18 protein-coding genes and 1 pseudogene are annotated in these 24,203 nt (G+C 68.2%); 8 read left to right on the forward strand and 11 right to left on the reverse strand.

The features are described from left to right. Positions 1 to 60: 60 nt before the first annotated feature. Complete coding sequence (locus IB278_RS07430) at positions 61 to 1,842, forward strand: ABC transporter ATP-binding protein/permease (protein WP_192323079.1); 1,782 nt, start codon at positions 61 to 63, stop codon at positions 1,840 to 1,842. On the opposite strand, the gene queC is transcribed toward IB278_RS07430, so the two are convergent. Further along, positions 1,839 to 2,552, reverse strand: coding sequence for a 7-cyano-7-deazaguanine synthase QueC (gene queC, locus IB278_RS07435; RefSeq protein WP_192323080.1), 714 nt, complete (start codon positions 2,550 to 2,552; stop codon positions 1,839 to 1,841). The two genes, IB278_RS07430 and queC, sit on opposite strands and share 4 nt — an antisense overlap. Positions 2,553 to 2,702: 150 nt before the next feature. On the opposite strand from queC, the gene IB278_RS07440 reads away from it, so the two are divergent. Beyond that, positions 2,703 to 3,809 (forward strand): acyltransferase family protein, encoded by a 1,107-nt coding sequence (locus IB278_RS07440; protein WP_192323081.1) that lies wholly within the window; start codon positions 2,703 to 2,705, stop codon positions 3,807 to 3,809. A 10-nt stretch (positions 3,810 to 3,819) separates the two neighbouring features. Here IB278_RS07440 and IB278_RS07445 read toward each other — a convergent pair whose 3' ends face one another. Together IB278_RS07445 and IB278_RS07450 are read right to left on the reverse strand one after the other, a co-directional pair. After that, positions 3,820 to 4,296 (reverse strand): DUF1854 domain-containing protein, encoded by a 477-nt coding sequence (locus IB278_RS07445; RefSeq protein ID WP_192323082.1) that lies wholly within the window; start codon positions 4,294 to 4,296, stop codon positions 3,820 to 3,822. Further along, positions 4,296 to 6,578 (reverse strand): ABC transporter ATP-binding protein, encoded by a 2,283-nt coding sequence (locus IB278_RS07450; protein ID WP_192323083.1) that lies wholly within the window; start codon positions 6,576 to 6,578, stop codon positions 4,296 to 4,298. The genes IB278_RS07445 and IB278_RS07450 overlap by 1 nt, the downstream gene beginning before the upstream one ends. Positions 6,579 to 6,717: 139 nt before the next feature. Between IB278_RS07450 and cphA (IB278_RS07455) the strand changes: the two genes are divergently transcribed. The 5 genes from cphA (IB278_RS07455) (at position 6,718) to IB278_RS07475 (ending at position 13,148) form a co-directional block, all read left to right on the forward strand. Next, positions 6,718 to 8,964, forward strand: coding sequence for a cyanophycin synthetase (gene cphA / locus IB278_RS07455; RefSeq protein WP_225612786.1), 2,247 nt, complete (start codon positions 6,718 to 6,720; stop codon positions 8,962 to 8,964). A gap of 15 nt (positions 8,965 to 8,979) precedes the next feature. Further along, complete coding sequence (gene cphA, locus IB278_RS07460; protein WP_192323085.1) at positions 8,980 to 11,547, forward strand: cyanophycin synthetase; 2,568 nt, start codon at positions 8,980 to 8,982, stop codon at positions 11,545 to 11,547. Positions 11,548 to 11,717: 170 nt separating this feature from the next. Beyond that, positions 11,718 to 12,125: a hypothetical protein gene (locus IB278_RS07465; RefSeq protein ID WP_145740864.1), complete on the forward strand. Its 408-nt coding sequence runs from the start codon at positions 11,718 to 11,720 to the stop codon at positions 12,123 to 12,125. Between the two features lie 80 nt (positions 12,126 to 12,205). Next, positions 12,206 to 12,727, forward strand: coding sequence for a hypothetical protein (locus IB278_RS07470; protein ID WP_192323086.1), 522 nt, complete (start codon positions 12,206 to 12,208; stop codon positions 12,725 to 12,727). A gap of 166 nt (positions 12,728 to 12,893) precedes the next feature. Beyond that, positions 12,894 to 13,148: a hypothetical protein gene (locus IB278_RS07475; RefSeq protein ID WP_145740860.1), complete on the forward strand. Its 255-nt coding sequence runs from the start codon at positions 12,894 to 12,896 to the stop codon at positions 13,146 to 13,148. A gap of 28 nt (positions 13,149 to 13,176) precedes the next feature. Here IB278_RS07475 and IB278_RS07480 read toward each other — a convergent pair whose 3' ends face one another. Beyond that, positions 13,177 to 13,956: an SDR family NAD(P)-dependent oxidoreductase gene (locus IB278_RS07480; RefSeq protein ID WP_192323087.1), complete on the reverse strand. Its 780-nt coding sequence runs from the start codon at positions 13,954 to 13,956 to the stop codon at positions 13,177 to 13,179. A 119-nt stretch (positions 13,957 to 14,075) separates the two neighbouring features. On the opposite strand from IB278_RS07480, the pseudogene IB278_RS07485 reads away from it, so the two are divergent. Beyond that, positions 14,076 to 14,945: pseudogene (locus IB278_RS07485) on the forward strand (LysR family transcriptional regulator); the annotation flags it as partial. 46 nt (positions 14,946 to 14,991) lie between these two features. Here the strand turns inward: IB278_RS07485 and IB278_RS07490 are convergent. The 7 genes from IB278_RS07490 to mmsA form a co-directional block, all read right to left on the reverse strand. Then, positions 14,992 to 15,909, reverse strand: coding sequence for a dihydrodipicolinate synthase family protein (locus tag IB278_RS07490; RefSeq protein WP_192323088.1), 918 nt, complete (start codon positions 15,907 to 15,909; stop codon positions 14,992 to 14,994). A gap of 6 nt (positions 15,910 to 15,915) precedes the next feature. After that, positions 15,916 to 17,667, reverse strand: a complete 1,752-nt coding sequence (locus IB278_RS07495; RefSeq protein ID WP_192323089.1) for an IlvD/Edd family dehydratase — start codon at positions 17,665 to 17,667, stop codon at positions 15,916 to 15,918. A gap of 38 nt (positions 17,668 to 17,705) precedes the next feature. Beyond that, positions 17,706 to 18,734, reverse strand: a complete 1,029-nt coding sequence (gene yjfF, locus IB278_RS07500) for a galactofuranose ABC transporter, permease protein YjfF (RefSeq protein WP_192323090.1) — start codon at positions 18,732 to 18,734, stop codon at positions 17,706 to 17,708. Next, complete coding sequence (locus IB278_RS07505) at positions 18,731 to 19,765, reverse strand: ABC transporter permease (RefSeq protein WP_192323091.1); 1,035 nt, start codon at positions 19,763 to 19,765, stop codon at positions 18,731 to 18,733. Before IB278_RS07505 ends, yjfF begins: the two co-directional genes overlap by 4 nt. 145 nt (positions 19,766 to 19,910) lie before the next feature. Then, entirely contained in the window at positions 19,911 to 21,431 is a 1,521-nt protein-coding gene (locus IB278_RS07510) for a sugar ABC transporter ATP-binding protein (protein ID WP_192323092.1), read from the reverse strand. A gap of 4 nt (positions 21,432 to 21,435) precedes the next feature. Then, complete coding sequence (mmsB, locus tag IB278_RS07515) at positions 21,436 to 22,650, reverse strand: multiple monosaccharide ABC transporter permease (protein ID WP_225612787.1); 1,215 nt, start codon at positions 22,648 to 22,650, stop codon at positions 21,436 to 21,438. Next, positions 22,637 to 24,202, reverse strand: a complete 1,566-nt coding sequence (gene mmsA / locus IB278_RS07520; protein WP_192323093.1) for a multiple monosaccharide ABC transporter ATP-binding protein — start codon at positions 24,200 to 24,202, stop codon at positions 22,637 to 22,639. The genes mmsB and mmsA overlap by 14 nt, the downstream gene beginning before the upstream one ends. Position 24,203: the final 1 nt, after the last annotated feature.

Raw genomic sequence — 24,203 nt, forward strand, 5'->3', positions numbered from 1 at the left:
TTTGACTACCATCGATTCCTCACGATGTCCGGCGCACCTGCGCCCAGCGAGGAAACCTGCATGTCTTTATCCGTCACGGCGCGTGCCGCCACGTTCGCCCAGGTAGTGAAGCGCGTCTTCGCGCTTGCGGCGCCCTACTTCCGTTCCGAGGAAAAATGGCGCGCCCGCGCGATGCTGCTGGGCATCGTCGCGCTGAACCTGTTCTACGTGTACGTGGCGGTGCTGGGCAACCAGTGGTATGGGCGCTTCTACGACGGACTGCAGAACAAGGATTCGGCGGTTTTCTGGCGCGAGGTGGGCGTCTTCGGCTGGATCGCCTTCTTCAACATCGCGGTGCAGGTGCTCAAGTTCTATGTGACGCAGCTGTTGCAACTGCGCTGGCGCAGCTGGATGACGCGCGACTACCTGTCGCGCTGGATGTCCGACCGCACTTTCTATCACCTCGAACTCGCGCGCTACGCGAACCAGGACGGCCAGGCGCCCGACAACCCCGACCAGCGGATCCAGGAGGACATGCAGATGTTCACCGACTACACGATGACGCTGTCGATGGGCCTCCTGAACGCCGTGGTCACGCTGGTGAGCTTCGTGGGCATCCTCTGGGGACTGTCGGGCAGCTTCGCGTTCTCGATGGGCGGCAGCAGCTACCAGATCGCGGGTGCGATGGTCTGGCTGGCGGTGGCCTACTGCGTGGTCGGCACAGCCATCACGCACTTCATCGGCCGCCCGCTGATCGGCACCAACTTCCGGCAGCAGCGCTTCGAAGCCGACTTCCGGCACCACCTGGTGCGGGTGCGCGAGTACAGCGAGGCGATTGCGCTGGACAAGGGCGAGAAGGTCGAGCACGGCCAGCTCGACCTGCGCTTCGGCAGCGTGCTGCGCAACTACCTGGTGCTCATCAAGCAGCAGAAGAACCTGATCACCTTCACCTCGTTCTTCGGGCAGGCGGCGGTGATCTTTCCGTTCCTGGTGGCCGCGCCGCGCTTCTTCAGCGGCGCCATCCAGCTCGGCCAATTGATGCAGATCTCGTCGGCCTTCGGCAAGGTGCAGGATTCGCTGAGCTGGTTCGTCGACAACTACGACCGCGTGGCCGTCTGGCGCGCCACCACCGACCGCCTCACCAGCTTCGACGACGCGATGCGCGCGCACGCCGCGCGCAGCCAGTCGCTCGAGCGCGACGGCAGCGCGCCCGCGCTGCAGACCGGCGATCTCACGGTGGCGCTGCCCAACGGCACCTCGCTGCTGGCCGGCGCGGCGCTGGCGGTCCAGCCGGGCGACAGCGTGCTGCTGCAGGGGCCGTCGGGCAGCGGAAAGTCGACCCTGTTCCGCACCTTTGCCGGCATCTGGCCGTTCGCGCGCGGCCATGTGAAGGTGCCCGATGGCGCGGTGTTCATGCCGCAGCGTCCCTACGTGCCCGACGGCACCCTGCGCAATGCGCTGACCTATCCGAATCCGGCCGAGAACTACAGCGATGCCGAGCTGCGCCAGGCACTGGTCGACGCGCTGCTGCCCAACCTCGTGGACCGCCTCGACGACAGCGATGCCTGGAGCCAGAAGCTTTCGGGCGGCGAGCAGCAGCGGCTGTCCATCGCGCGCGTGCTGCTGAAGAAGCCGTCATGGCTCTTCGCCGACGAGATCACCAGCGCGCTCGATGCCGAGGCCGAGGGCGTGCTCTACAAGCGGCTCTCCGACCGCGTGAAGGCCGCGGGCGGCGCCATGGTGTCGATCGCGCACCGCGCGGCGGTCGGCGATTTCCACAACCAGCGCTGGACGCTGGTGCCCCAGCCCGAAGGCGCCCCGGCGGGCGGCGCGCGCTACCGGCTGGAAACGGCGGCTACCTAGGCCTCCTGGGGGCGCGAAGCATAGCGCTCCCAGCCCTTCTTGCGCAGCTCGCAGGCCGGGCACTCGCCGCAGCCATAGCCCCAGGCCTGGCGATGCGTGCGGTCGCCAAGGTAGCAGGTGTGGGTTTCTTCCACGATCAGGTCGACCAGCGGCTCGCCGCCCAGGCGGTGCGCCATCTGCCAGGTTTCGGCCTTGTCGATCCACATCAGCGGCGTCTCGATGACCAGGCGGCGCTCCAGCCCGAGCGAGAGCGCGAGCTGCATCGCCTTCATGGTGTCGTCGCGGCAGTCGGGATAGCCGGAGAAGTCGGTCTCGCAGACGCCGGTGACGATCACCTGCAGCCCGCGCCGGTAGGCCAGCGCGCCGGCCAGGGTAAGGAACAGCAGGTTGCGCCCCGGCACGAAGGTGTTGGGCAGGCCGTCGGCCTGCATCTCGAAGGCGACTTCCTCCGTGAGCGAGGAGCCGCCGAGCTGGGCCAGCGCGGCCAGCGTGAGCACGTGGTCTTCGCCCAGGCGCGGCGCCCAGTCGGGAAAGCGCTCGCGCATCTTGGCGAGGATGGTGCCGCGCACGTCGAGCTCGACGCGGTGCCGCTGGCCATAGTCGAAGCCCAGCGTCTCGACGCGCTGGTACCTGGACAGCGCGTCCGCGAGGCAGGTGGTCGAATCCTGGCCGCCGGAGAACAGGACGAGGGCGGTGGTGTGCAGGGGCATGTCCGTCTCTTCAAAACCGCGATTTTCGCAGCCCTGGCGGCGCAGCGTGGCGCCGCACCAACAGCCGCGGCCGCCCGACCCTGCCGATGCACCACGAAAGTGCTATCTCGGGCAGAATCCGCGCGATCCGAAGGAGAGGCACCGCTCAACATGCGCGAACAAGGGTCGATCCACGGCCCCGACGATTACCTGGAGACCCGCAATTTCGCAGCACTCGATGGGCTGCGGGCGGTGGCCGTCTTCCTTGTTTTCGGGTTCCACTTCGGCGGGCCGCGCTGGGACAAGTTCTCGGGCTGGCTCGGCGTGCATGCCTTCTTCGTGCTTTCCGGCTTCCTGATCACCACGCTGCTGCTGCGCGAGCGCGATGCCACGGGCACGGTGTCGCTCAAGGCGTTCTACATCCGGCGCGCGGCCCGGATCCTGCCGCTGTATTTTCTGGTCTACCTGCTGGTGCTCGCGCTAAGCTATGTTGCCCAGGGTGCGGCCTGGGAGCAGATGAAGGCGGCCACGCCCTACTACCTCACGCTGCTGAACGAGTTTGCCGGCTTCGCGCCGCTGCAGATGACCTGGACGCTGGGCATCGAGTGGAAGTACTACCTGGTGTGGCCGGCGCTGTTCGCGCTGTTCGGTTCCACGGCCGCCTCGCGCTTCGGAATCGCCGGATGCAGCCTCGCGCTGCTGGCGGCCGTCTGGATGACGGGCGCCCACCCGGCCGGATTCTCGCCCTGGCACTACCTTGGGATGCTGGTGGGCTCGATGGTGGCGATGGCGATGCACACGCGCCGGACCTTCGCATGGATGCGCGGCCTCATGACGCAGGCGGCCGCCATCGCCATTGCGCTGGCCCTGTTCCTGGTGCACCGCAAGTCGCTCACGATCAGCGCCCGCTTCGGCGAGCCGCAGCTCATCGCGGTGTACGTGGTGCTGGTGGGCCTGTGGCTGCCCTCGCTGGTTGCGACGAACAGCTGGCTGCGCAGGCTTCTTTCGTCGCGCTTCATGCTGTTCGTGGGGCGCCGCTCGTACGCGATGTACCTGGTGCAGTACCTGGCAGCGCAGGCCGTGATCGGCATCTCGCCCACCACGGTGGCGGGGGCAACGCTGCTGTTCGCATCCTTCGGCGCGGCGCTGGTTGTCTCCGATTTTCTCTACCGCCGGTTCGAGAAGCCGATCACCGAGTGGGGCCACCGCCAGGCCCGCGCGGCCACGCAGCCGGCACCTGCATTGCCGGCCGCACCGGGCAGCGCGGCCTCGGCCTGAACGGGGCGGTCTAGAGAAAGCGCTCCAGCAGTTTGCGCGAGGCGCGGTCGAGCGCCTTCAAGTCGGGAATGCGGAACTGCACGCCGTGCGCGCTGGCAATCAGCAGTGCGCCGCCTTCGAGGCGGCGGATGTCTTCCTCGGCCTTGAGCACGAAGCTGGTGTCGCCGCGGTCGGTGCTCACGGTCCAGGTGCTGGGCACGCCGAAGCTCGACACGCGGTGCAGTTTCAGCAGCGTGGGCGCGAAGTCGCGCACCGCGAGTTCCTGCTCGAGCAGCGCGCTGATCTGTGCAGGCAGCGCTTCGAGGCGGTCGATCCAGACCAGTTCGCGGCCCTCGCTGCCGACCAGCGACACGCCTTCGTTGGGCGCGCTGAGCGGAAAGGCGCGCACGGGCGTCACGCCCTCGTGGCGCTCGCCCTCGGCATCGGTCAGCACCAGGCGGCCGAAGGCATCGCGCTCGAGATCGAAAGTGGGAATGGTGTCGCTCATCATGCTTCTCCGGCCGGGTGGGCCGCATGGCTGATGGCCAGCGGCAGCTGCGCGCCGGCGCGTTCGTCGACGGCGCCTTCGCTCGCCTCCTCGTCGGCCTGGCGCAGCTGCGCCTGGTAGAGCCGCCAGTAGGCGCCCTGCCTGGCCATCAGGTCGTCGTGCGGACCGACCTCCACCACCTCGCCGCGGTCCATGACCACCAGCCGGTCGGCCTTGCGCAGCGTCGACAGGCGGTGCGCGATGGCGATGGTGGTGCGGCCCTGCACGAGGTTGTCGAGCGCCTTCTGGATTTCCTTCTCGGTCTCGGTATCCACCGCCGAAGTAGCCTCGTCGAGGATCAGGATGCGCGGATCGATGAGCAGCGCGCGCGCAATGCTGATGCGCTGGCGCTCGCCGCCCGACAGGCCCTGCCCCCGCTCGCCCACCAGCGAATCGTAGCCGTGCGGCAGGCGAAGGATGAAGTCGTGCGCATGCGCGGCCCGCGCGGCGGCCACCACTTCGGCGCGCGTGGCGTCGGGCTTGCCGTAGGCGATGTTCTGCGCGATGGTGCCGAAGAACAGGAACGGCTCCTGCAGCACCAGCCCGACGTGGCGCCGGTAGTCGGCCACGGCGAAGCGGCGGATGTCGGTGCCGTCGACCTTGATGGCGCCGTCGGTCACGTCGTAGAAGCGGCAGATCAGGTTGACCAGCGTGCTCTTGCCCGAGCCGCTGTGGCCCACGAGGCCGATCATCTCGCCGGGCTCGATGGTCAGGTCGAGGTCGTGGATCACGGCGCGCGAACCGTAGCGAAAGCCCAGCCCGCTCATCTCGATGCGGCCCTGCACGCGCTCGATCTTCACCGGGTTGGCGGGCTCGGGCACGTTGCTCACGTGGTCCAGGATGTCGAAGATGCGCTTGGCGCCGGCCGCCGCCTTCTGCGTGACCGAGACGATGCGGCTCATCGAGTCGAGCCGCGTGTAGAAGCGTCCGATGTAGGCAATGAAGGCCGTGAGCACGCCCACCGTGATGCTGCCGCGCGCCACCTGCCAGATGCCGAAGCCCCAGACCACGAGCAGGCCGATCTCGGTCAGCAGCGAGACGGTGGGCGTGAACAGCGACCAGGTGCGGTTGAGCTTGTCGTTGACCTGCAGGTTGTAGGCGTTGGCCACGCGGAAGCGCTCGGCTTCGCGGCGCTCCTGCGCAAAAGCCTTGACCACGCGGATGCCCGGGATGGTGTCGGCCAGCACGTTGGTGACCTCGGACCACACGCGGTCGATCTTCTCGAAGCCGGTGCGCAGCCGGTCGCGCACCACGTGGATCATCCAGGCGATGAAGGGCAGCGGCACCAGCGTGACCACGGCCAGCAGCGGATTGATGGAGACCAGGATGACCGCGGTCATCACGATCATCAGCACGTCGTTCGCAAAGTCGAGCGCATGCAGCGAGAGGAACACGTTGATGCGGTCGGTTTCCGAGCCGATGCGCGCCATCAGGTCGCCGGTGCGCTTGCCGCCGAAATAGTCGAGCGGCAGGGTCAGCAGATGCTCGTAGGTGGTGGTGCGCAGGTCGGCGCCGATGCGCTCCGACACCAGCGCCAGCAGGTAGGTGCGCGCCCAGCCCAGACCCCAGCCGACCAGCGCCGCGCCGAGCAGGCCGCTCAGGTAGAGCCCGACGCGGGCCGGGTCGATCTTCTGCCCGTTCTGGAACGGGATCAGGATGTCGTCCATCAGCGGAATGGTCAGGTAGGGCGGCACCAGCGTCGCGGCCGTGGAGACGAGCGTCAGCAGGAAGCCGGCGATCAGCTGCTTGCGGTAGGGCTTGGCGAAGCGGCCCAGCCGCAGCAGCACCCAGGTCGAGGGCGGCGTCTGGAGCTCGGCGTCGGGCGAGGCCAGCTCGTCGCCATCGGGCTCGGCTGTCGCCTCCGCGACAGTGCCGTTCTCGCGCTGGCCGAAGAGCTTGAGCAGCCGCAGCGCGGCCGGCTGGCTGGCCAGCGTGTAGCGCCAGCGCGCGAGGCGGCCCTCGGCGCCCACCAGGTCGAGTGTTCCAACACCCGAATGGTCGCTCAGATGGAGGCGGAGCGATGAATCTGATAGTGTCCACTCACACCACTGGCCGTCCGGTTGCAGCGCCAGCAGCCGCCGGTCGGTGAGGGCCACGAGCCCAAAGGTAAACAGAAGTTCATCGTCAAGGTCAACCGGCAGTGTGACCAGAACGTTTTCCGCGGCTGCGAGCCGGCTTTTCAGCGCGTCTGAGGCCGTCTCGATTTCGCCCTCCCGGGTGCCGACTGGATCGTGATGTTGCATTGTGTTTCTTTGACTCTTGCCCGTCGCGGGCCTCAGGGACCGCGCCATGGCGTCCTTTGTCGGGCGCCGATTCTGACCGATTGCCATGGGCGCGCTTGAAGGCGCCGCGGTGCTCGGCCAAAGCACATCGAACGTTTGCATGACCCGTTTCGACGACATCCGCCTGCTGCGCATCAACTATTTGCGCGGTCCCAACCTCTGGACCTACCGGCCCGTGCTGGAAGTCTGGCTCGACCTGGGCCAGCTGGAGGACTACCCTTCCAACAAGATCGACGGCTTCACCGACCGGCTCACGGCCCTGCTGCCGGCGCTCATCGAGCACCACTGCGGCGTGGGCGAGCGCGGCGGCTTCATCCAGCGGCTGACCGAAGGCACCTGGTCGGGCCACGTGCTCGAACACGTGGTGATCGAACTGCTGAACCTGGCCGGCATGCCGACCGGCTTCGGGCAAACCCGCAGCACCTCGGAGCACGGCGTCTACCGCATGGTGTTCCGCGCGCGCGACGAGCAGGTGGCCCGCGTGGCGCTGGCCGAAGGCCACCGCCTGCTGATGGCGGCCATCAACAACGACCCGTTCACTTCGGCCGACGTGCAGAAGGCGGTCGATGCAGTCAAGGCCAAGGTCGAGGACTGCTACCTGGGCCCGAGCACCGCGGCCATCGTGTCCGCCGCCACCGACCGCGGCATTCCGCACATCCGGCTCAACAGCGGCAACCTGGTGCAACTGGGCTACGGCGCCAACCAGCAGCGTATCTGGACCGCCGAGACCGACTACACCAGTGCCATCGGCGAATCGATCGCCAGTGACAAGGAGCTCACCAAGTCGCTGCTCGCGAGCTGCGGCGTGCCTGTGCCCGAGGGCCAGGTGGTCGCCAATGCCGAAGAGGCCTGGGAAGCGGCCGAGGACATCGGCCTGCCTGTGGCCGTGAAGCCGTCGGACGCCAACCACGGCCGCGGCGTGTCGCTCGAGCTGACCACCCGCGAGGAAGTCATGGCCGCCTTCGCGGTGGCCGAGCCCGAGGGCAGCGACGTGATGGTCGAACGCTTCATCCGCGGCCACGAACACCGCCTGCTGGTGGTGGGCGGCGAAGTGGTGGCGGCCGCGCGCGGCGAGATCATCACCGTGACGGGCGACGGCAGGAGCAGCGTCGCCGAGCTGATCGAGAAGCAGCTCAACAGCGATCCGCGCCGCGGCGCCGAAGAGGAATATCCGCTCGACCTGATCGTGCTGGAGAGCGACGCCAAGCTGCAGCTCGAACTCAAGCGCCAGGAACTCGACGGCGCCTCGGTGCCGGCCGCCGGCCGCGTGGTCACGATCCAGCGCAACGGCAACATGGCCAACGACTGCACCGACCAGGTCCACCCTGAAGTCGCGCATGCCGCCGTGCTGGCCGCTCGCGTGGTGGGCCTCGATATCGCCGGCATCGACCTGGTGGCGCAGGACATCGGCAAGCCGCTGGGCCCGCAGCGCGGCGCCATCGTGGAAGTGAATGCCGGCCCCGGCCTGCTGATGCATCTGAAGCCGGCCGTCGGCTCGCCGCGCCCGGTGGGTCGCGCGATCTGCGACCACCTGTTCCCGGGCGATGCGCCGGGCCGCATCCCCGTGATCGGCGTGGCCGGCTCGCGCGACACCGCGGTGCTCGCGCGCCTGGTCGCCTGGCTCATCAACCTGGGCGGGCGCCACACGGGCCTGGCCTGCCGCGACGGCCTGTTCCTGGAGCGCCGCCGCGTCGATGCGCGCGACAGCGCCAACTGGGAGGCCGGCCGCCGCCTGCTGGTGAACCGCGCGGTGGAAGCCGTGGTGATCGAGAACGGCGCCGAGACCATCCTGCGCGACGGCCTGGCCTACGACCGCTGCGAGATCGGCATCGTGACCGACCTCGAAGGCGCCGAGGCGCTGACCGACTACGACATCACCGAGAGCGACCAGATGGTCAAGGTGCTGCGCACGCAGGTCGACGTGGTGCTGGGCGAAGGCACCGCGGTGCTCAATGCAGGCGATCCGCGCGTGGCAGGCCTGGCGCCGCTGTGCGACGGCGCCGTCATTCTCTATGCGGTCGACCCGCAAGCTGCCGCGCTCGCCGCGCACCAGGCCGCCGGCGGCAAGGCCGTGCTGGTGCGTCAGGACCGCGTGGTGCTGGCCAACGGCAGCAGCGAATCCTTCCTGCCCGGCCTCGGCCGGCTGACCGTCTGGCGCGCCACGCACGTGGGCGTGAGCCTGGAAAGCCTGCTGGCCGCGGTGGCCGCGGCCTGGGCGCTGGGCATTCCGCTGAACCTCATCGGCGCCGGCGTCGAGGCCTTCGAGGCCGACCTGCAGGCGGCGCTGGCCTCGCTGCAGCTGTCGCAGACCCAGCCGCTCTCGTCCCCCCAACTGCAACTCGCCTGAAGCGCGCCGCCGCCCATGAAAGTCACCCGTATCCGCGCCCTGCGCGGCCCCAACCTCTGGAGCCGCCACACCGCCATCGAAGCGGTGGTTGCCTGCGAAGGCGACGAGAACGCCATCAGCCGCCTGCCGGGCTTCGAAGCCCGCCTGCGCGCACGGTTTCCCACCATCGGCGAGCTGCATCCCATGGTGCTGGGCCAGCCGCTGGCACTGGCGCATGTGCTCGAGAACGCCGCCGTGGCGCTGCAGGCCCAGGCCGGCTGCGCGGTCAACTTCGGCCACACCTCGCCCACGGTGGAAGACGGCGTCTACCAGGTCGTGTTCCAGTACAGCGAAGAGGCCGTGGGCCGCCGCGCGATCGAACTGGCCGAACAGCTGATCGCGGCCGCGCAGGCCGACACCGCCTTCGACGCCGCCGCCGCCATCACCGAGCTGCGCGACCTCGACGAGTCCGAGCGCCTCGGCCCGAGCACCGGCTCCATTGTCGATGCCGCCGTGGCGCGCGGCATTCCCTACCGCCGGCTGACCAGCGGCAGCCTGGTGCAGTTCGGCTGGGGTTCCAAGCAGCGCCGCATCCAGGCGGCCGAAGTCGACAGCACCAGCGGCGTGGCCGAGTCGATCGCGCAGGACAAGGAACTCACCAAGCAGCTGCTCAACGCCGCCGGCGTGCCGGTGCCGCTGGGCCGGCCAGTCTCCGATGCGCAAGACGGCTGGGCCGCGGCCATGGACATCGGCCTGCCCGTGGTGGTGAAGCCGCAGGACGGCAACCAGGGCAAGGGCGTCACGGTCAACATCACGACCGAGGAGCAGCTCACGGCCGCCTACGACTCGGCCGCCGTGTACGGCGAAGTCATGGTCGAGAAATTCCTGCCCGGCTTCGACTTCCGCCTGCTGGTGGTGGGCGACCGCCTCGTGGCCGCCGCGCGGCGCGATCCGCCGCACGTGATCGGCGACGGCAGCGCCTCCGTGCGCCAGCTGGTGGAGGCAGTGAACCTCGACCCGCGCCGCGGCGAAGGCCACGCCACCTCGCTCACCAAGATCCGCCTGGACGACATTGCCATCGGCCGCCTCGAGGCCCAGGGCCTCACGCCCGACAGCGTGCCCGCGCGCGGCCAGCGCGTGGTGCTGCGCAACAACGCCAACCTGTCCACCGGCGGCACCGCCACCGACGTGACCGACACCGTGCACCCCGAAGTGGCCGCGCGCGCGGTCGATGCGGCGCAGATGGTCGGGCTGCACATCTGCGGCGTCGACATGGTCTGCGAGAACGTGCTGCGCCCGCTGGAGGAACAGCACGGCGGCGTGGTCGAGGTCAATGCCGCGCCCGGCCTGCGCATGCACATCTCGCCCTCGTTCGGCCGCGGCCGCGCGGTGGGCGAGGCCGTCATGGACACCCTCTTCGCGCACGGCGACGACGGCCGCATTCCGGTGGTGGCCGTCACCGGCACCAACGGCAAGACCACCACGGCGCGCCTCATCAACCACCTGCTCGCCTCGAGCGGCCTGCGCACCGGCATGACCAACACCGACGGCGTGTACGTCGACGGCCGCCAGACGGACAGCGGCGACTGCAGCGGCCCCAAGAGCGCGCGCAACGTGCTCATGCACCCCGACGTGGATGCGGCCGTGTTCGAAGTCGCGCGCGGCGGCATCCTGCGCGAGGGCCTCGGCTTCGACCGTTGCCAGGTGGCCGTGGTCACCAACATCGGCAGCGGCGACCACCTGGGCCTCAACTACATCACCACCGTCGAAGACCTCGCGGTGCTCAAGCGCGTGATCGTGCGCAACGTCGCGCCCGACGGCTATGCGGTGCTCAATGCGGCCGACGTCAACGTCGCCGCCATGGCCGCGGGCTGCCCGGGCCACGTGATCTTCTTCACCGCCGACCGCCAGCATCCGGTGATGGCCACGCACCGCGCGCAGGGCAAGCGCACCGTCTATGTGGACCAGGACACGCTGGTGGCCGCCGAGGGCTCCTGGCGCGAGCGCATCGCGCTGCGCGACGTGCCGATCACGCGCGGCGGCACCATCGGCTTCCAGGTCGACAACGTGATGGCGGCCGTGGCCGCCGCATGGGCCGTGGGCCTGGACTGGGACACCATCCGCAGCGGCCTCGCGAGCTTCATGAACGACGCGGCCGGGGTGCCGGGGCGCTTCAACGTCATGGACTACCGCGGCGCCACCGTGATCGCCGACTACGGCCACAACACCGACGCCATGCGCGCGCTGGTCTCGGCCGTGGACACCATGCCGGCCAACAAGCGCTCGGTGGTGATCAGCGGCGCGGGCGACCGGCGCGATTCCGACATCCGCGACCAGACCGCCATCCTCGGCCAGGCCTTCGACGACGTGATCCTGTACCAGGACGCGGCCCAGCGCGGCCGCGCCGACGGCGAGGTGATGGCGCTGCTGCGCCAGGGCCTGCAGGGCGCGGCGCGCACACGCTACATCGACGAGATCCGCGGCGAATTCGTCGCCATCGACACCGCACTGGCGCGCCTCCAGCCGGGCGACCTGTCGCTGATCCTGGTCGACCAGGTCGAGGAAGCGCTCGCGCACCTCGCGCAGCGCATCGCGGCGGGCTGACACGCCCCCCGGGCCGGCCACGCCGGCCCATGCCGGACACGTCCCACACGCAGGGGCGAGTCCGGCCGGGGCTGCTGTCTGTGCCGTCCCACACCCCGCAGGGCCTGCACCGGACCACACTGCATGTCCGGTCGCGCTTTCGGAGGGCGCGCCCTAACCAGGAGCACCCGATGACAACAACAGTTCGTTCCACCCTTTGTGCTGCCGCGCTTCTTGCAGCAAGCGGTTTGCTGGTGCCAGGCGCATCGTTCGCGCAGGCGCCCGGCACGGCCGCGCGCGCGCAGCAGGAGCGCGCCACCTGCGACGGCGTGCAGCAGGACCGCGCGGCGTGCCTGCGCGAGGCTGCCGCTGCACGCCAGGAAGCGGGACGCAATGGCCTCACGAGCGCCAGCCCCGGCCGCTACGACGCCAACGCGATGGCGCGCTGCCGCGAACAGCCCGCGGCCGACCGCGCCGACTGCGAGGCCCGCCTGCAGGGCGGCGCGCGCACCAGCACCGAAGGCAGCGTGATGGGCGGCGGCGTCATCCGCGAAACAGTGACCCCGCTGCCGGCGCAGCCGGCCGCACCCACGCGCTGATGGGCATCGGCCGCGCGGAACCCGAGGCGGCCCACCCCGTCCAACATTTTCATGTCTCAGGTCACTCCAAGGAGCACCCCATGAACAGCACCACCCGTTCGATGATTGCCGCCCTGATTGCCGTGGGCGGCCTGGCCGCCGCCACCTCGGCCCCGGCCCAGTCGCGCCGCGGCGACTCCACCTACCAGCAGGAACTCGCGGTCTGCGGCCACAACCAGCAGGACCGCGCGGCCTGCATCCGCGAGGCCGGCGCCGCGCGTCAGGAAGCTGCGCGCGGCGGCTTGACCAGCGCGCCCGACTACCAGCGCAATGCCCTCGCGCGCTGCGCCCTCCAGCCACCAGCCGATCGCGCGGACTGCGAGGCCCGCGTGATGGGCGGCAGCGGCGGCAACACCCGCGGCAATGTGGACGGCAGCGTGATGGGCGGCGGCGTGATCCGCGAATCGGTCACCACCGTCGTCATGCCGGCGCCCGCTGCTGCGATGCCGGCGCCGATGCCCGCGCCTTCGCGGGTTCCGCCACCGGCCATCGCACCCATCGCACCCATCGCGCCCATGGAGCCGATGCCCATGCCGGCCCCGATGCCGGCGCCAACACGCTGAAGCTCGCTGTCCAGCGGCGTCCGCCGCTGCCCCGGACCGGGCGGCGGCGGACGCGTGCACCACGCCCGTCAAGGGCAATGACCCTCGCTTGTCACACGACTGTCATAAAGCACGAGGGCGTGCTAGCTATAGTTCTCGGTCTCTGCCTACCGAGGAACACTATCCCATGAATGCCATCAAGGTCGCTCGCCGATTCATAGAAACGGACCCGGCCAACGAGTCGGCCAAGATCCTGGCGCAGCTCGTGTTGGCGCTCGAATCCGAACGCAGCTTCGAGCTGGTCAGGCTCTACAGCCTCGACTACAAGAGCTTCGAGCTCGCCATGGACATCCTGAAGGAATGGCGGCTCGACCGCTATTACGCGAGCAAGTCGAAGCTGTTCGACCTGTCGCTGCAAGTCAGCGAACTCGAGAAGAGCTGAACCCCACCCTGCCGGGTGCGCCGCGCGCTCAGACCAGCATCCCTCCGGATGCTTCGATGCGCTGGGCATTCACCCAGCGATTGCCCTCCCCCAGCAAGCCCGCGATCACTCCGCCGATATCGTCGGGCTGGCCTGCGCGTCCGAGCGCGGTGAAACCCGCCACCATCGCGTTCACCTGCGGGTTGTCACGCACCATGCCTCCACTGAAGTCGGTTTCGATTGCACCCGGCGCGATCGTGTTGGCCGCAATGTCGCGCGCGCCGAGTTCCTTCGCGAGGTAGCGCGTCAGCGTTTCCACGCCGCCCTTCATCGCGGCATAGGCAGACGCACCGGCCATGGAAAACCGGGTGAGCCCGGACGACACATTGACGATGCGTCCGCCGTCGTTGATGAGCGGCAGCAGTTTCTGCGTGAGGAAGTACGGGCCCTTCAAGTGCACGTTGAAGAGCAAGTCGAACTGGGCTTCTGTCGTGTCCTCGAAGTTCGCATGCAGGCCCACGCCGGCGTTGTTCACCAGAAAGTCGAAGCGCTCGCGCTGCCAGGTGGCAGCCAGCGTCGCCTTCACCGAGTCCGCGAAGGCCGCGAAGGCCGTGCTGTCGCCGACGTCGAGCCGGAGCGCGACGGCACGGCGCCCCTTTGCCTCGATCTCCGACACCACCGCCTGCGCGCTGGCTTCGTTCGACACATAGGTCAGGATCACGTCGACGCCATCGGCGGCGAGCGCCAGCGCGGCACTGCGGCCGAGGCCGCGGCTGCCGCCGGTGATAAGTGCGATGCGGGAGGGATGAGAGGTGTTGGAAGCGGTCATTTCAAAGTCCTTGGTGGTTCATCGGTAGATCGATGGATGGACTTTAAAAATTACCGGCAGAAAGATAAATTCCGCCAAACTACGCACACTGTTATCCGAAAAAGAAACAATCAGCCGCCATGATCATCGACGAACTGCGCATCTTCTCGAAGGTGGCCGAACTCGCGAGCTTCAGCCGGGCCGCGGACCAGCTCGGCCTGACCCGCGCGCGCGTCTCGGTGGCCGTGCAACAGCTCGAAGAACGCCTGGGAACGCGGCTCCTGCAGCGCACGACGCGCAGCGTGCGGCTCACGGAAGACGGCGCGCGCTTCCTCGACCGCTGCAAGGACTACCTCGCCGAAGGCGAGCAACTGGCCACCATGTTCCGCTCGAACATCGGCGGCCTCACGGGGCGCCTGCGCATCGACCTGCCGGCCACCGTGGCGCGCGACCTCGTCATTCCGCGGCTGCCCGAATTCCTCGCGCGGCATCCCGCGCTGGAGATCGGCATCAGCACGACCGACCGCCGCGTCGATCTCGTGAACGAGGGCTTCGACTGCGTGCTGCGCGTGGGCGTGCTGGGCGATTCCGAACTCGTCGCCAGGCCCCTCGGTTTCATGCGGATGGCAAATGCCGCGAGCCCGGCCTACCTGCAGACGCACGGCACGCCGCAGACGCTCGCCGACCTCGCGCAGCACCGCATCGTGCACTTCGCACAGACCCTCTCGCCGAACGACGCAGGTTGGGAATACTTCGACGCGGCCCAGGGCCGCTACCGGATGCAGCCGATGCGCTCCATCGTCACGGTGAACGGCACCGACGCCTACAACGCCGCGGCAGTCGCGGGCCTCGGGCTGATCCAGGCGCCGATCGGCGGCCTCCTGCCGTGCTTTGCGGCCGGCTCGCTCATGCAGGTGATGCCGGCGTTCACCGCCCGCGCGATGCCGGTGTCGCTGGTGTACGTCAACCGGCGCCACCTCGCGCCGCGCGTGCTCGCCGTGATGAACTGGCTGACCGAGATCCTCGCGCCCTACTTCGTCGAGGACGGCGAACCGGCTATCTCCCCCAGCGCAGCACCAGCGGATCCAGCCGCTTCGCCGTCTCGATCAGGCCGGCGCGCGTCTCGGGGTGCATCGCCGGCAATGGATGGCGCGGTGCCTCGCAAGCGATCACGCCGCCCTCCTTCATGAGCGACTTGCAGGCCAGCAGGCCCGCCTGGCGGTTCTCGTAGTTGATAAGCGGCAGCCACTGCTGGTAGAGCGCGAAGGCCTTGTCGCGGTCGCCCGCGCGGTGCGCCTCGATGATCGGCCGGATGCCGTCGGGATAGCCGCCGCCCGTCATCGAGCCGGTGGCGCCGGCATCGAGGTCGGGCATCAGCGTGATGGCCTCCTCGCCGTCCCACGGGCCTTCGATGGCATCGCCGCCAAGGCGGATCAGCTCGCGCAGCTTGGATGCGGCACCGGCCGTCTCGATCTTGAAATACGCGACGTGCTCGATCTCCCTGGCCATGCGCGCGAGAAACGGAGCCGACAGCAGCGTGCCGCTTGCCGGCGCGTCCTGGATCATGATCGGAATGCTCACCGCATCGGAGAGGCCGGCATAGAACTCGAAGATCTGCGGCTCCGGCACGCGGAAGGTGGCGCCGTGGTAGGGCGGCATCACCATCAGCATGGCGGCGCCCATGTCCTGCGCGCGCCGGCTGCGTTCGGCGCAGACGCGGGTGCTGTAGTGGGTGGTGGTGACGATCACCGGCACGCGGCCCGCCACATGCTCGAGCACCGTGCGCGTGAGCACCTCGCGCTCCTCGTCGGAGAGCACGAACTGCTCGGAGAAGTTGGCCAGGATGCACAGGCCGTCGGAGCCCGCGTCGATCATGAAGTCGACGCAGCGCTTCTGGCTCTCGAGGTCGAGCGCGCCCTGTTCGGTGAAGGTGGTCGGCACCACCGGGAAGATGCCGCGGTATCTGGGGGTCATGATGGATCAGTGTGAATGGCGGGGAACGGCGGAGCCTCTGCAGCCCACCAGAAAATCGAAGTCGCAGCCTTCATCGGCCTGCAGCACGTGGTTGACGTAGAGCTTCTGGTAGCCGCCGCCGCGCGTGCTCATGGGCTGCGCATCGACGCTGGTCAGCGAAGCCAGGCGCGAGGCCAGTTCTTCATCGCTGATGTCGAGGTGCAAGCGGCCCGCATCGCAGTCGAGCTCGATCCAGTCGCCGTCGCGCACCGCCGCGAGCGGTCCGCCGTCGGCCGCCTCCGGCGCGACGTGCAGCACCACCGTGCCGTAGGCCGTGCCGCTCATGCGCGCATCCGAGATGCGCACCATGTCCTTGATGCCTTGCCGCAGCAGCTTGGGCGGCAGGCCCATGTTGCCGACCTCGGCCATGCCGGGGTAGCCCTTGGGGCCGCAGTTCTTCATCACGAGCACCGAGCTCGCATCGACCTCGAGGCTCTCGTCGACGATGCGCTCCTTGTAGTGCTCCAGGTTCTCGAACACCACCGCGCGGCCGCGGTGCTTGAGCAGTTCGGGCGATGCCGCCGAAGGCTTGAGCACCGCGCCGCGCGGCGACAGGTTGCCGCGCAGGATGCGGATGCCGCCGTCGGCGATCAGCGGCTTGTCGAGCGGGCGGATCACCTCGTCGTTGAGGCTCGGCGCCTCGCGCACGTTGTCCCAGATCGACTGGCCATTGACGGTGAGCGCGCCGGGGTGCGGCAGCAGGCCGCTCTCGCCCAGGCGCCGCAGCACCGCGGGCAGGCCGCCCGCGTAGTAGAACTCCTCCATCAGGAAGCGGCCCGAGGGCAACAGGTCGACGATGGTCGGCGTGTTGCTGCCGATGCGCGTCCAGTCTTCCAGCTCGAGGTCGACGCCGATGCGCCCCGCGATGGCCTTCAGGTGGATCACCGCATTGGTCGATCCGCCGATGGCGGCATTGACGCGAATGGCGTTCTCGAAAGCCTCGCGCGTGAGGATCTTCGACAGCGTGAGCCCCTCCTTCGCCATCTTGACCGCGCGCATGCCCGACATCTGCGCGAGCACGTAGCGCCGCGCGTCGACCGCCGGAATGGCCGCGTTGTGCGGCAGCGAGGTGCCCAGCGCCTCGGCCATGCAGGCCATGGTCGAGGCCGTGCCCATGGTGTTGCAGGTGCCGGCCGAACGCGACATGCCGCCTTCGGCCGAGAGGAACTGGTGCAGGTTGATCTCGCCGGCCTTGAGCGATTCGTGCAGCTGCCACACGGCCGTGCCCGAGCCGATGTCCTTGCCATCGAGCTTGCCGTTGAGCATCGGTCCGCCCGTGACCACGATGGCCGGGATGTCGCAGCTCGCGGCGCCCATCAGCAATGCCGGCGTGGTCTTGTCGCAGCCCGTGAGCAGCACCACCGCATCGACCGGGTTGCCGCGGATGGCCTCCTCCACGTCCATGCTCGCGAGGTTGCGCGTGAGCATGGCGGTGGGCCGCAGGTTCGATTCGCCATTGGAGAACACCGGAAACTCGACCGGGAAGCCGCCCGCCTCCGAGATGCCGCGCTTCACGTGCTCGGCGATCTTGCGGAAGTGCGCGTTGCAGGGCGTGAGCTCCGACCAGGTGTTGCAGATGCCGATGATCGGCCGGCCGTCGAACTCGTGGTCCGGTATGCCCTGGTTCTTCATCCAGCTGCGGTACATGAAGCCGTTCTTGTCGGCCGAGCCGAACCATTCGGTCGAGCGCAGCTTCTTCTTGGGGGTTGGGTCCGGCATGCGGAAGTTTCCTGAAAGCGAGAGAAAAAAAGAACGCGTCAGCGCCGCGGCGCACGCGAGGTGAAGAAGCGCTGCAGCAGGCAGAACACGAACAGCAGCGCACCGACGACGATGCGCGTCCACCAGGAGCTCAGCGTGCCGTCGAAGGAGATCAGCGTCTGGATGATTCCGAGCATCAGCACGCCGAACAGCGTGCCCGCCACATAGCCCACGCCGCCCGTGAGCAGCGTGCCGCCAATCACCACCGCCGCAATCGCATCGAGCTCCAGCCCGAGCGCATGCAGGCCGTAGCCCGAGAGCATGTAGAAGGTGAAGATCACGCCCGCCAGCGCCGAGCAGAAGCCCGACAGCGTGTAGACGCCGACGAGCGTGGAGCGCACCGGCAGGCCCATGAGCATGGCCGACTGCTCGCTGCCGCCAATGGCGTACACCGCGCGGCCGAAGGGCGTGCAGTGCGCAATGAACACCGCCGCCAGCAGCACGGCGATGGCGATCACCGCGCTGATCGACAGCGAAGCCTCGCCCCAGACCGGAATGCGGATCTGCGAGGCCTCGGCATAGAACGCGTTGGTGATGCTGATGGAGTCGATGCTGATCAGGTAGCAGAGCCCCCGCGCCAGGAACATGCCCGCCAGCGTGACGATGAAGGGCTGCAGCCGGAAGCGCTCGATGAGCAGGCCCATGAACGCGCCGAAGGCCGTGCCCATGGCCAGCACCAGCGGAATCACCGCGGCCGGGCTCCAGCCGTGCTTCTCGACCAGCGAGGCCGACACCATCGTGGTGAGCGCGATCACCGAACCCACTGACAGGTCGATGCCGCCCGAAAGAATCACGAAGGTCATGCCTACGGCCACCACGATCAGGAAGGCGTTGTCGATCAGCAGGTTGAGGAACACCTGCGCCGAGAAGAAGCCGTCGTAGAACACCGAGCCGAGCGTGGCCACCAGCACGAACAGCGAAATGGTCGCCGCGAGCGGCAGGTACTTCGGGTTGAGCCCTGCCTTGCCCCCTCTCCCGCTCGCGGGAGAGGGCTGGGGTGAGGGTGCCGCCTCGATCACCGCGCTCATGACTGCATCCCCTCATGCACCGGCCGCTGCACCAGCGTCCGCACCTCCGCCCTGAACTCCGGCGACTGCAGCAGCATCACCGCGAACACCACCACGGCCTTCACGACGAGGTTGATCTCCGGCGGCACCCCCAGCGAATAGATCGCATAGGTCAGCGTCTGGATGATGAGCGCGCCGATCACGCTGCCCATGAGGCTGAAACGCCCGCCCGTGAGCGCGGTTCCGCCCAGCGTCACGGCCAGGATCGCGTCGAGCTCCAGCAGCTGGCCGGCGTTGTTGCCGTCCGCGCTCTTGACGTTGGAGCTGATCAGAAGGCCCGCCACGCCCGCGCACAGGCCGCAGAACGCATAGGCGCCCACGATGAGCCTGCGCGCCTGCACGCCGGCCACGCGCGCGGCCGTCGGGTTGATGCCGACCGCCTGGATGAAAAGCCCGAGCGCCGTGCGCGTGATGGCCAGGTAAAGCAGCACGAACACCGCCGCCACGATGAACAGCGAGAACGGCAGGCCCAGCAGGTAGCCGCTGCCGAGGAAGAAAAAGGGCTTGTAGTAGATGGTGATGATCTGCCCGTCGGCAATGAGCTGCGCGACGCCGCGGCCGGCCACCATGAGGATCAGGGTGGCGATGATCGGCTGCATGCCGACCTTGGCGACCAGCATCCCGTTCCAGAGGCCGCAGAGCAGCGCAACGCCGAGCGCCGCGAGGATCGCAAGCGGCATCGGGAAGCGGCTCACGTCGCTCGCCACCGATCCGCCGATCATCCAGGCCGCGACGGCCGCCGCAATGGCCACCACTGCGCCCACCGAAATATCGATGCCGCGCGTGGCAATCACCAGCGTCATGCCCAGCGACACCAGCACCAGCGGCGCCGCGCGGTTCAGGATGTCGACCAGGCTGCCGTACAGATGGCCGTCGCGCCATTCGAGGTGCAGGAAGCTGGCATTGAACGCGGTGTTGACTGCGAGCAGCAGCAGCAATGTGATGATGGGCCAGGCGAGGCGATGACTCATCAGGGACGAGAGGCGCTTCATGTCTTCTGCCTTGCTCCTTCCCCTTCCGGGGGAAGGCTGGGATGGGGGCACGCGGCCTCGAACACTGCGCGGCAGTGAAGGCCGCTGGCCCCCACCCCGGCCCTCCCCCAGCGGGGGAGGGAAAAAGACAAGACATCACGCTGGTTCATGCCGCCGCAATCATTTCGTAGACTTCGTCCTCGCTCGAGCCGCCCGGCAGCTCGCCCACCTTCTTTCGGTCGCGCAGCACCACGATGCGATGCGCCACGCGCACCACCTCGCTCATCTCCGAGGAGATGAAGATCACCGCCATGCCCGCCTTCGCGAGCCGCAGGATCTCTTCCATGATTTCCTGCTTGGCCGCCACGTCGATGCCGCGCGTGGGCTCGTCGAGGATCAACAGGCGCGGCTCGGTCGCGAGCCAGCGCGCGATCATGGCCTTTTGCTGGTTGCCGCCCGAGAGCAGGCCGATCGGCGTTTCCACGCTCGCGGTCTTGATGCCCAGCGATGCGACGAAACGCTCGGCGATCGCCGTCTGCTCGGCACGCGACAGGAAGCGCCGCACGCCGAGGCGCGCCTGCAGCGCAAGTGCGATGTTCTCGCGCACCGACAGCTCGGCCACGATGCCATCGGTCTTGCGCTCTTCGGGGCACAGCGCGAGCCCTTCGCGGATGGCGTCGGCGGGGTTCGAGAAGCTGACGGAACGGCCATCGATGCTCAGCACCCCGCGGTCGGGCGCCTCGAGCCCGAACAGCAGGCGCGCAAGCTCGGTGCGGCCGGCGCCCAGCAGGCCCGCGATGCCGACCACCTCGCCGGCACGCACGCGCAGGTCGGTGGCCTGCAGCTGCCCCGCCTGGCCGAGGCCCTCGGCCTGCAGCAAGGCGGGCGCCGCTTCATCGAAGGCCGGCAGCGCCGCGGGCCGGGCCGACTGGGCTGCCAGCTCACGCCCCAGCATCGCGGCAATCAATGCCTGCGGGCCGAGGTCCGCGGCGCGCCATTCGCCCACCCAGTTGCCGTTGCGCAGCACCGTAATGCGGTCCGACACCGCATACATCTGGTTGAAGAAGTGCGTCACGAAGACGATCGCGAGCCCTTCGCTGCGCAGGCGCCTCAGCACCTCGAACAGCTTCTCGACCTCGTCGTCGTCCAGGCTCGAGGTCGGCTCGTCGAGGATCAGCACCTTCGACGACACGCCCAGCGAGCGCGCAATGGCCACCATCTGCTGCACCGCGACCGAATAGCTCGACAGCAGCCGGCTCACGTCGATGTCCAGGCCGATGCGCGCCAGCAGTTCTTCGGCGCGCCGGTTCACCGCCGCCCAGTCGATGCGGAAACCCTGCGCCGCGCCGCAGCGCGGATAACGGCCCGCAAACACGTTCTCGGCCACCGAGAGGTTCGGGCACAGGTTGACCTCCTGGTAGACCGTGCTGATGCCGAGCTTCTGCGCCTCCAGCGGCGAAGCGGGATGAATGGGCTTTCCCTCGAGGTGCATCTCGCCGCCGCTCGACGGAAGAACTCCCGTGAGCACCTTGATGAGCGTCGACTTGCCCGCGCCGTTCTGCCCCATCAGCGCATGGATTTCGCCGGGGTACAGCCGCAGTTGCACGTCGCGCAGCACCGGGATGCCGCCGAACTGCTTGTGGATGCCCCGCAGTTCAAGCACGGGGCTGATGCCGCTCTGGCTCATGCGCCTACTTGTTCTTGTTGTAGACGTCGATGAACACCGCCGCCAGCAGCACCAGGCCCTTGATGACCTGCTGGTAGTCGATGCCGATGCCCAGGATCGACATGCCGTTGTTCATCACGCCCATGATGAAGGCACCGATCACCGCGCCCATCACCCGGCCCACGCCGCCCGAGGCCGAGGCGCCGCCGATGAAGCAGGCCGCGATCACGTCGAGCTCGAAACCCAGGCCCGCCTTGGGCGTGGCCGTGTTGAGCCGCGCCGCGAACACCAGGCCCGCAAGCGCGGCCAGCGCGCCCATGTTGACGAAGGTCAGGAACGCGAGCCGCTGCGTCTTCACGCCCGACAGCCGCGCCGCCTTCTCGTTGCCGCCGAGCGCATAGATGCGCCGGCCGATGGTGGTGCGGTTGGTGACGAAGTCGTACACCACGATCAGCACCGCCATCACGATCAGCACATTGGGCAGGCCCTTGTAGGTCGAGAGCAGGTAGCTGAAGAAAAGGATGATGCCCGCGAAGAACAGGTTCTTCACCAGGAAGAACACATAGGGCTCCGTCTCCATGCCGTGCGCCGCGAGCTTGGCGCGCCCGCGCAGCTTGAAGAACACCAGCGCCGCCGCGGCCAGCGCGCCGACCACCAGCGAGGTGGTGCGCAATGCGTCGCCGCCCAGCGGATCGGGAATGAAGCCCGAGCTCAGCCGCTGGAACTCGACCGGGAACGGCCCCACCGACTGCCCCGCCAGCAGCGCCAGCGTGAGCCCCTTGAACACCAGCATGCCCGCGAGCGTGACGATGAACGACGGGATCTTTCGGAACGCGACGAACCAGCCCTGCGCGGCGCCGATGACCGCGCCCGCCGCAATGCTGATGATGGCCGTCGGCACGAAGTGCCATTCGTACTCCACCATCAGCACCGCCGCCAGCGCGCCGATGAAGCCGCAGACCGAGCCCACCGACAGATCGATGTGTCCCGCCACGATCACCAGCAGCATGCCCAGCGCCATGATGACGACATAGCTGTTCTGCAGCAGCAGGTTGGTCAGGTTCAGCGGCCGCAGCAGCGTGCCGTCGGTCAGCACCTGGAACAGCACCATGATCGCGACCAGCGAGATCAGCATGCCGTATTCGCGCAGGTTGTTCTTCAGGAAGCCGGCGTGCAGCTTCGGGGCGGCCTCTGCGATGGGGACGGCGGCGTTCACCGCGTTGGCGTCAGGCTGCGACATGGACGGAACTCCCCGCGCTCACGATGGCATGCATGATGCGCTCCTGCGAAGCCTCGGCGGCCGGAAATTCGGCCACGAAGCGGCCCTCGTTCATCACGTAGATGCGGTCGCACATGCCAAGCAGTTCCGGCAGTTCGGAAGAAATCATGAGAATGCCTTTGCCCTCGCTCGCGAGCTGGTCGATGATGGTGTAGATCTCGTACTTGGCGCCCACGTCGATGCCGCGCGTGGGTTCGTCGAGAATCAAAAGTTCGGGTTGGGTGAAGAGCCATTTGCTGAGCACCACCTTCTGCTGGTTGCCGCCCGACAGATTGACCACCAGCTGCTCCACGCCCGACGAGCGGATGTTGAGTGCACGGCGGTAGTCGCTCGCCACCTTGAATTCGCGCGCGTCGTCGATCACCATCGAACTGGAGACCGCCTCCAGGTTGGCGAGGCTCACGTTCTTCTGGATGTTTTCCTCCAGCACCAGCCCCAGGCCCTTGCGGTCTTCGGTGACGTAGGCAATGCCATGGTCGATGGCCTTGCGCACCGTTCCCACGTCCACCGGCTGCCCGTGCATCAGCACCGACCCGCTGATGCGCTGGCCATAAGACTTGCCGAACACGCTCATCGCGAGCTCGGTGCGGCCCGCGCCCATGAGGCCCGCAATGCCGACGATCTCGCCCTTGCGCACATGCAGGTCCACGCCCTTGATCTGTTCGCGGTCGGCATGCAGCGCATGGTGCACGCGCCAGTCGCGCACCTCGAACACCGTCTCGCCGATCTTCGGATTGCGCTGCGGATAGCGGTGCGCCATGTCGCGCCCCACCATGCCGCGGATGATGCGGTCCTCGCTGATCGGCTGGCCGCGGCAGTCCATGGTCTCCACCGTGGCGCCGTCGCGCAGCACGGTGATGGAGTCGGCCACCTTGGCAATCTCGTTGAGCTTGTGCGAGATCAGGATCGATGCGATGCCCTGGCGCTTGAGCTCGAGCAGCAGCATCAGCAGCGCGTCGCTGTCGTTCTCGTTGAGGCTGGCGGTGGGCTCGTCGAGGATCAGCAGCTTGACCTCCTTGGCCAGGGCCTTGGCGATCTCCACCAGCTGCTGCTTGCCCACGCCCAGGTCGGTCACCAGCGTGGTGGGCGGCTCCTTCAGGCCCACCTTGGCGAGCAGCTCGCGCGTCTTCGCATAGGCGGCGAACCAGTCGATCACGCCGCCGTGCGCGATCTCGTTGCCAAGGAAGATGTTCTCGGCGATGGACAAGAGCGGCACCAGCGCCAGCTCCTGGTGGATGATGATGATGCCGAGCTTCTCGCTGTCGGCAATGCCCTTGAAGCGGCGCAGCTCGCCCTCGAAGTGGATCTCCCCGGTGTACGAGTCGCACGGGTAGACGCCGCTCAGCACCTTCATGAGCGTCGACTTGCCCGCGCCGTTCTCGCCGACCACCGCATGGATCTCGCCCGCGCGCACCGCCAGGTTGACATCGCTGAGCGCCTTCACGCCCGGAAATGTCTTGGTGATGCCGCGCATCTCGAGGATGCTGCGGCCGTCCGCTTCTGCTGCTGCCATT

This window comes from Variovorax sp. VRV01 (assembly GCF_014852545.1).
Classification (GTDB): domain Bacteria; phylum Pseudomonadota; class Gammaproteobacteria; order Burkholderiales; family Burkholderiaceae_C; genus Variovorax; species Variovorax beijingensis_A.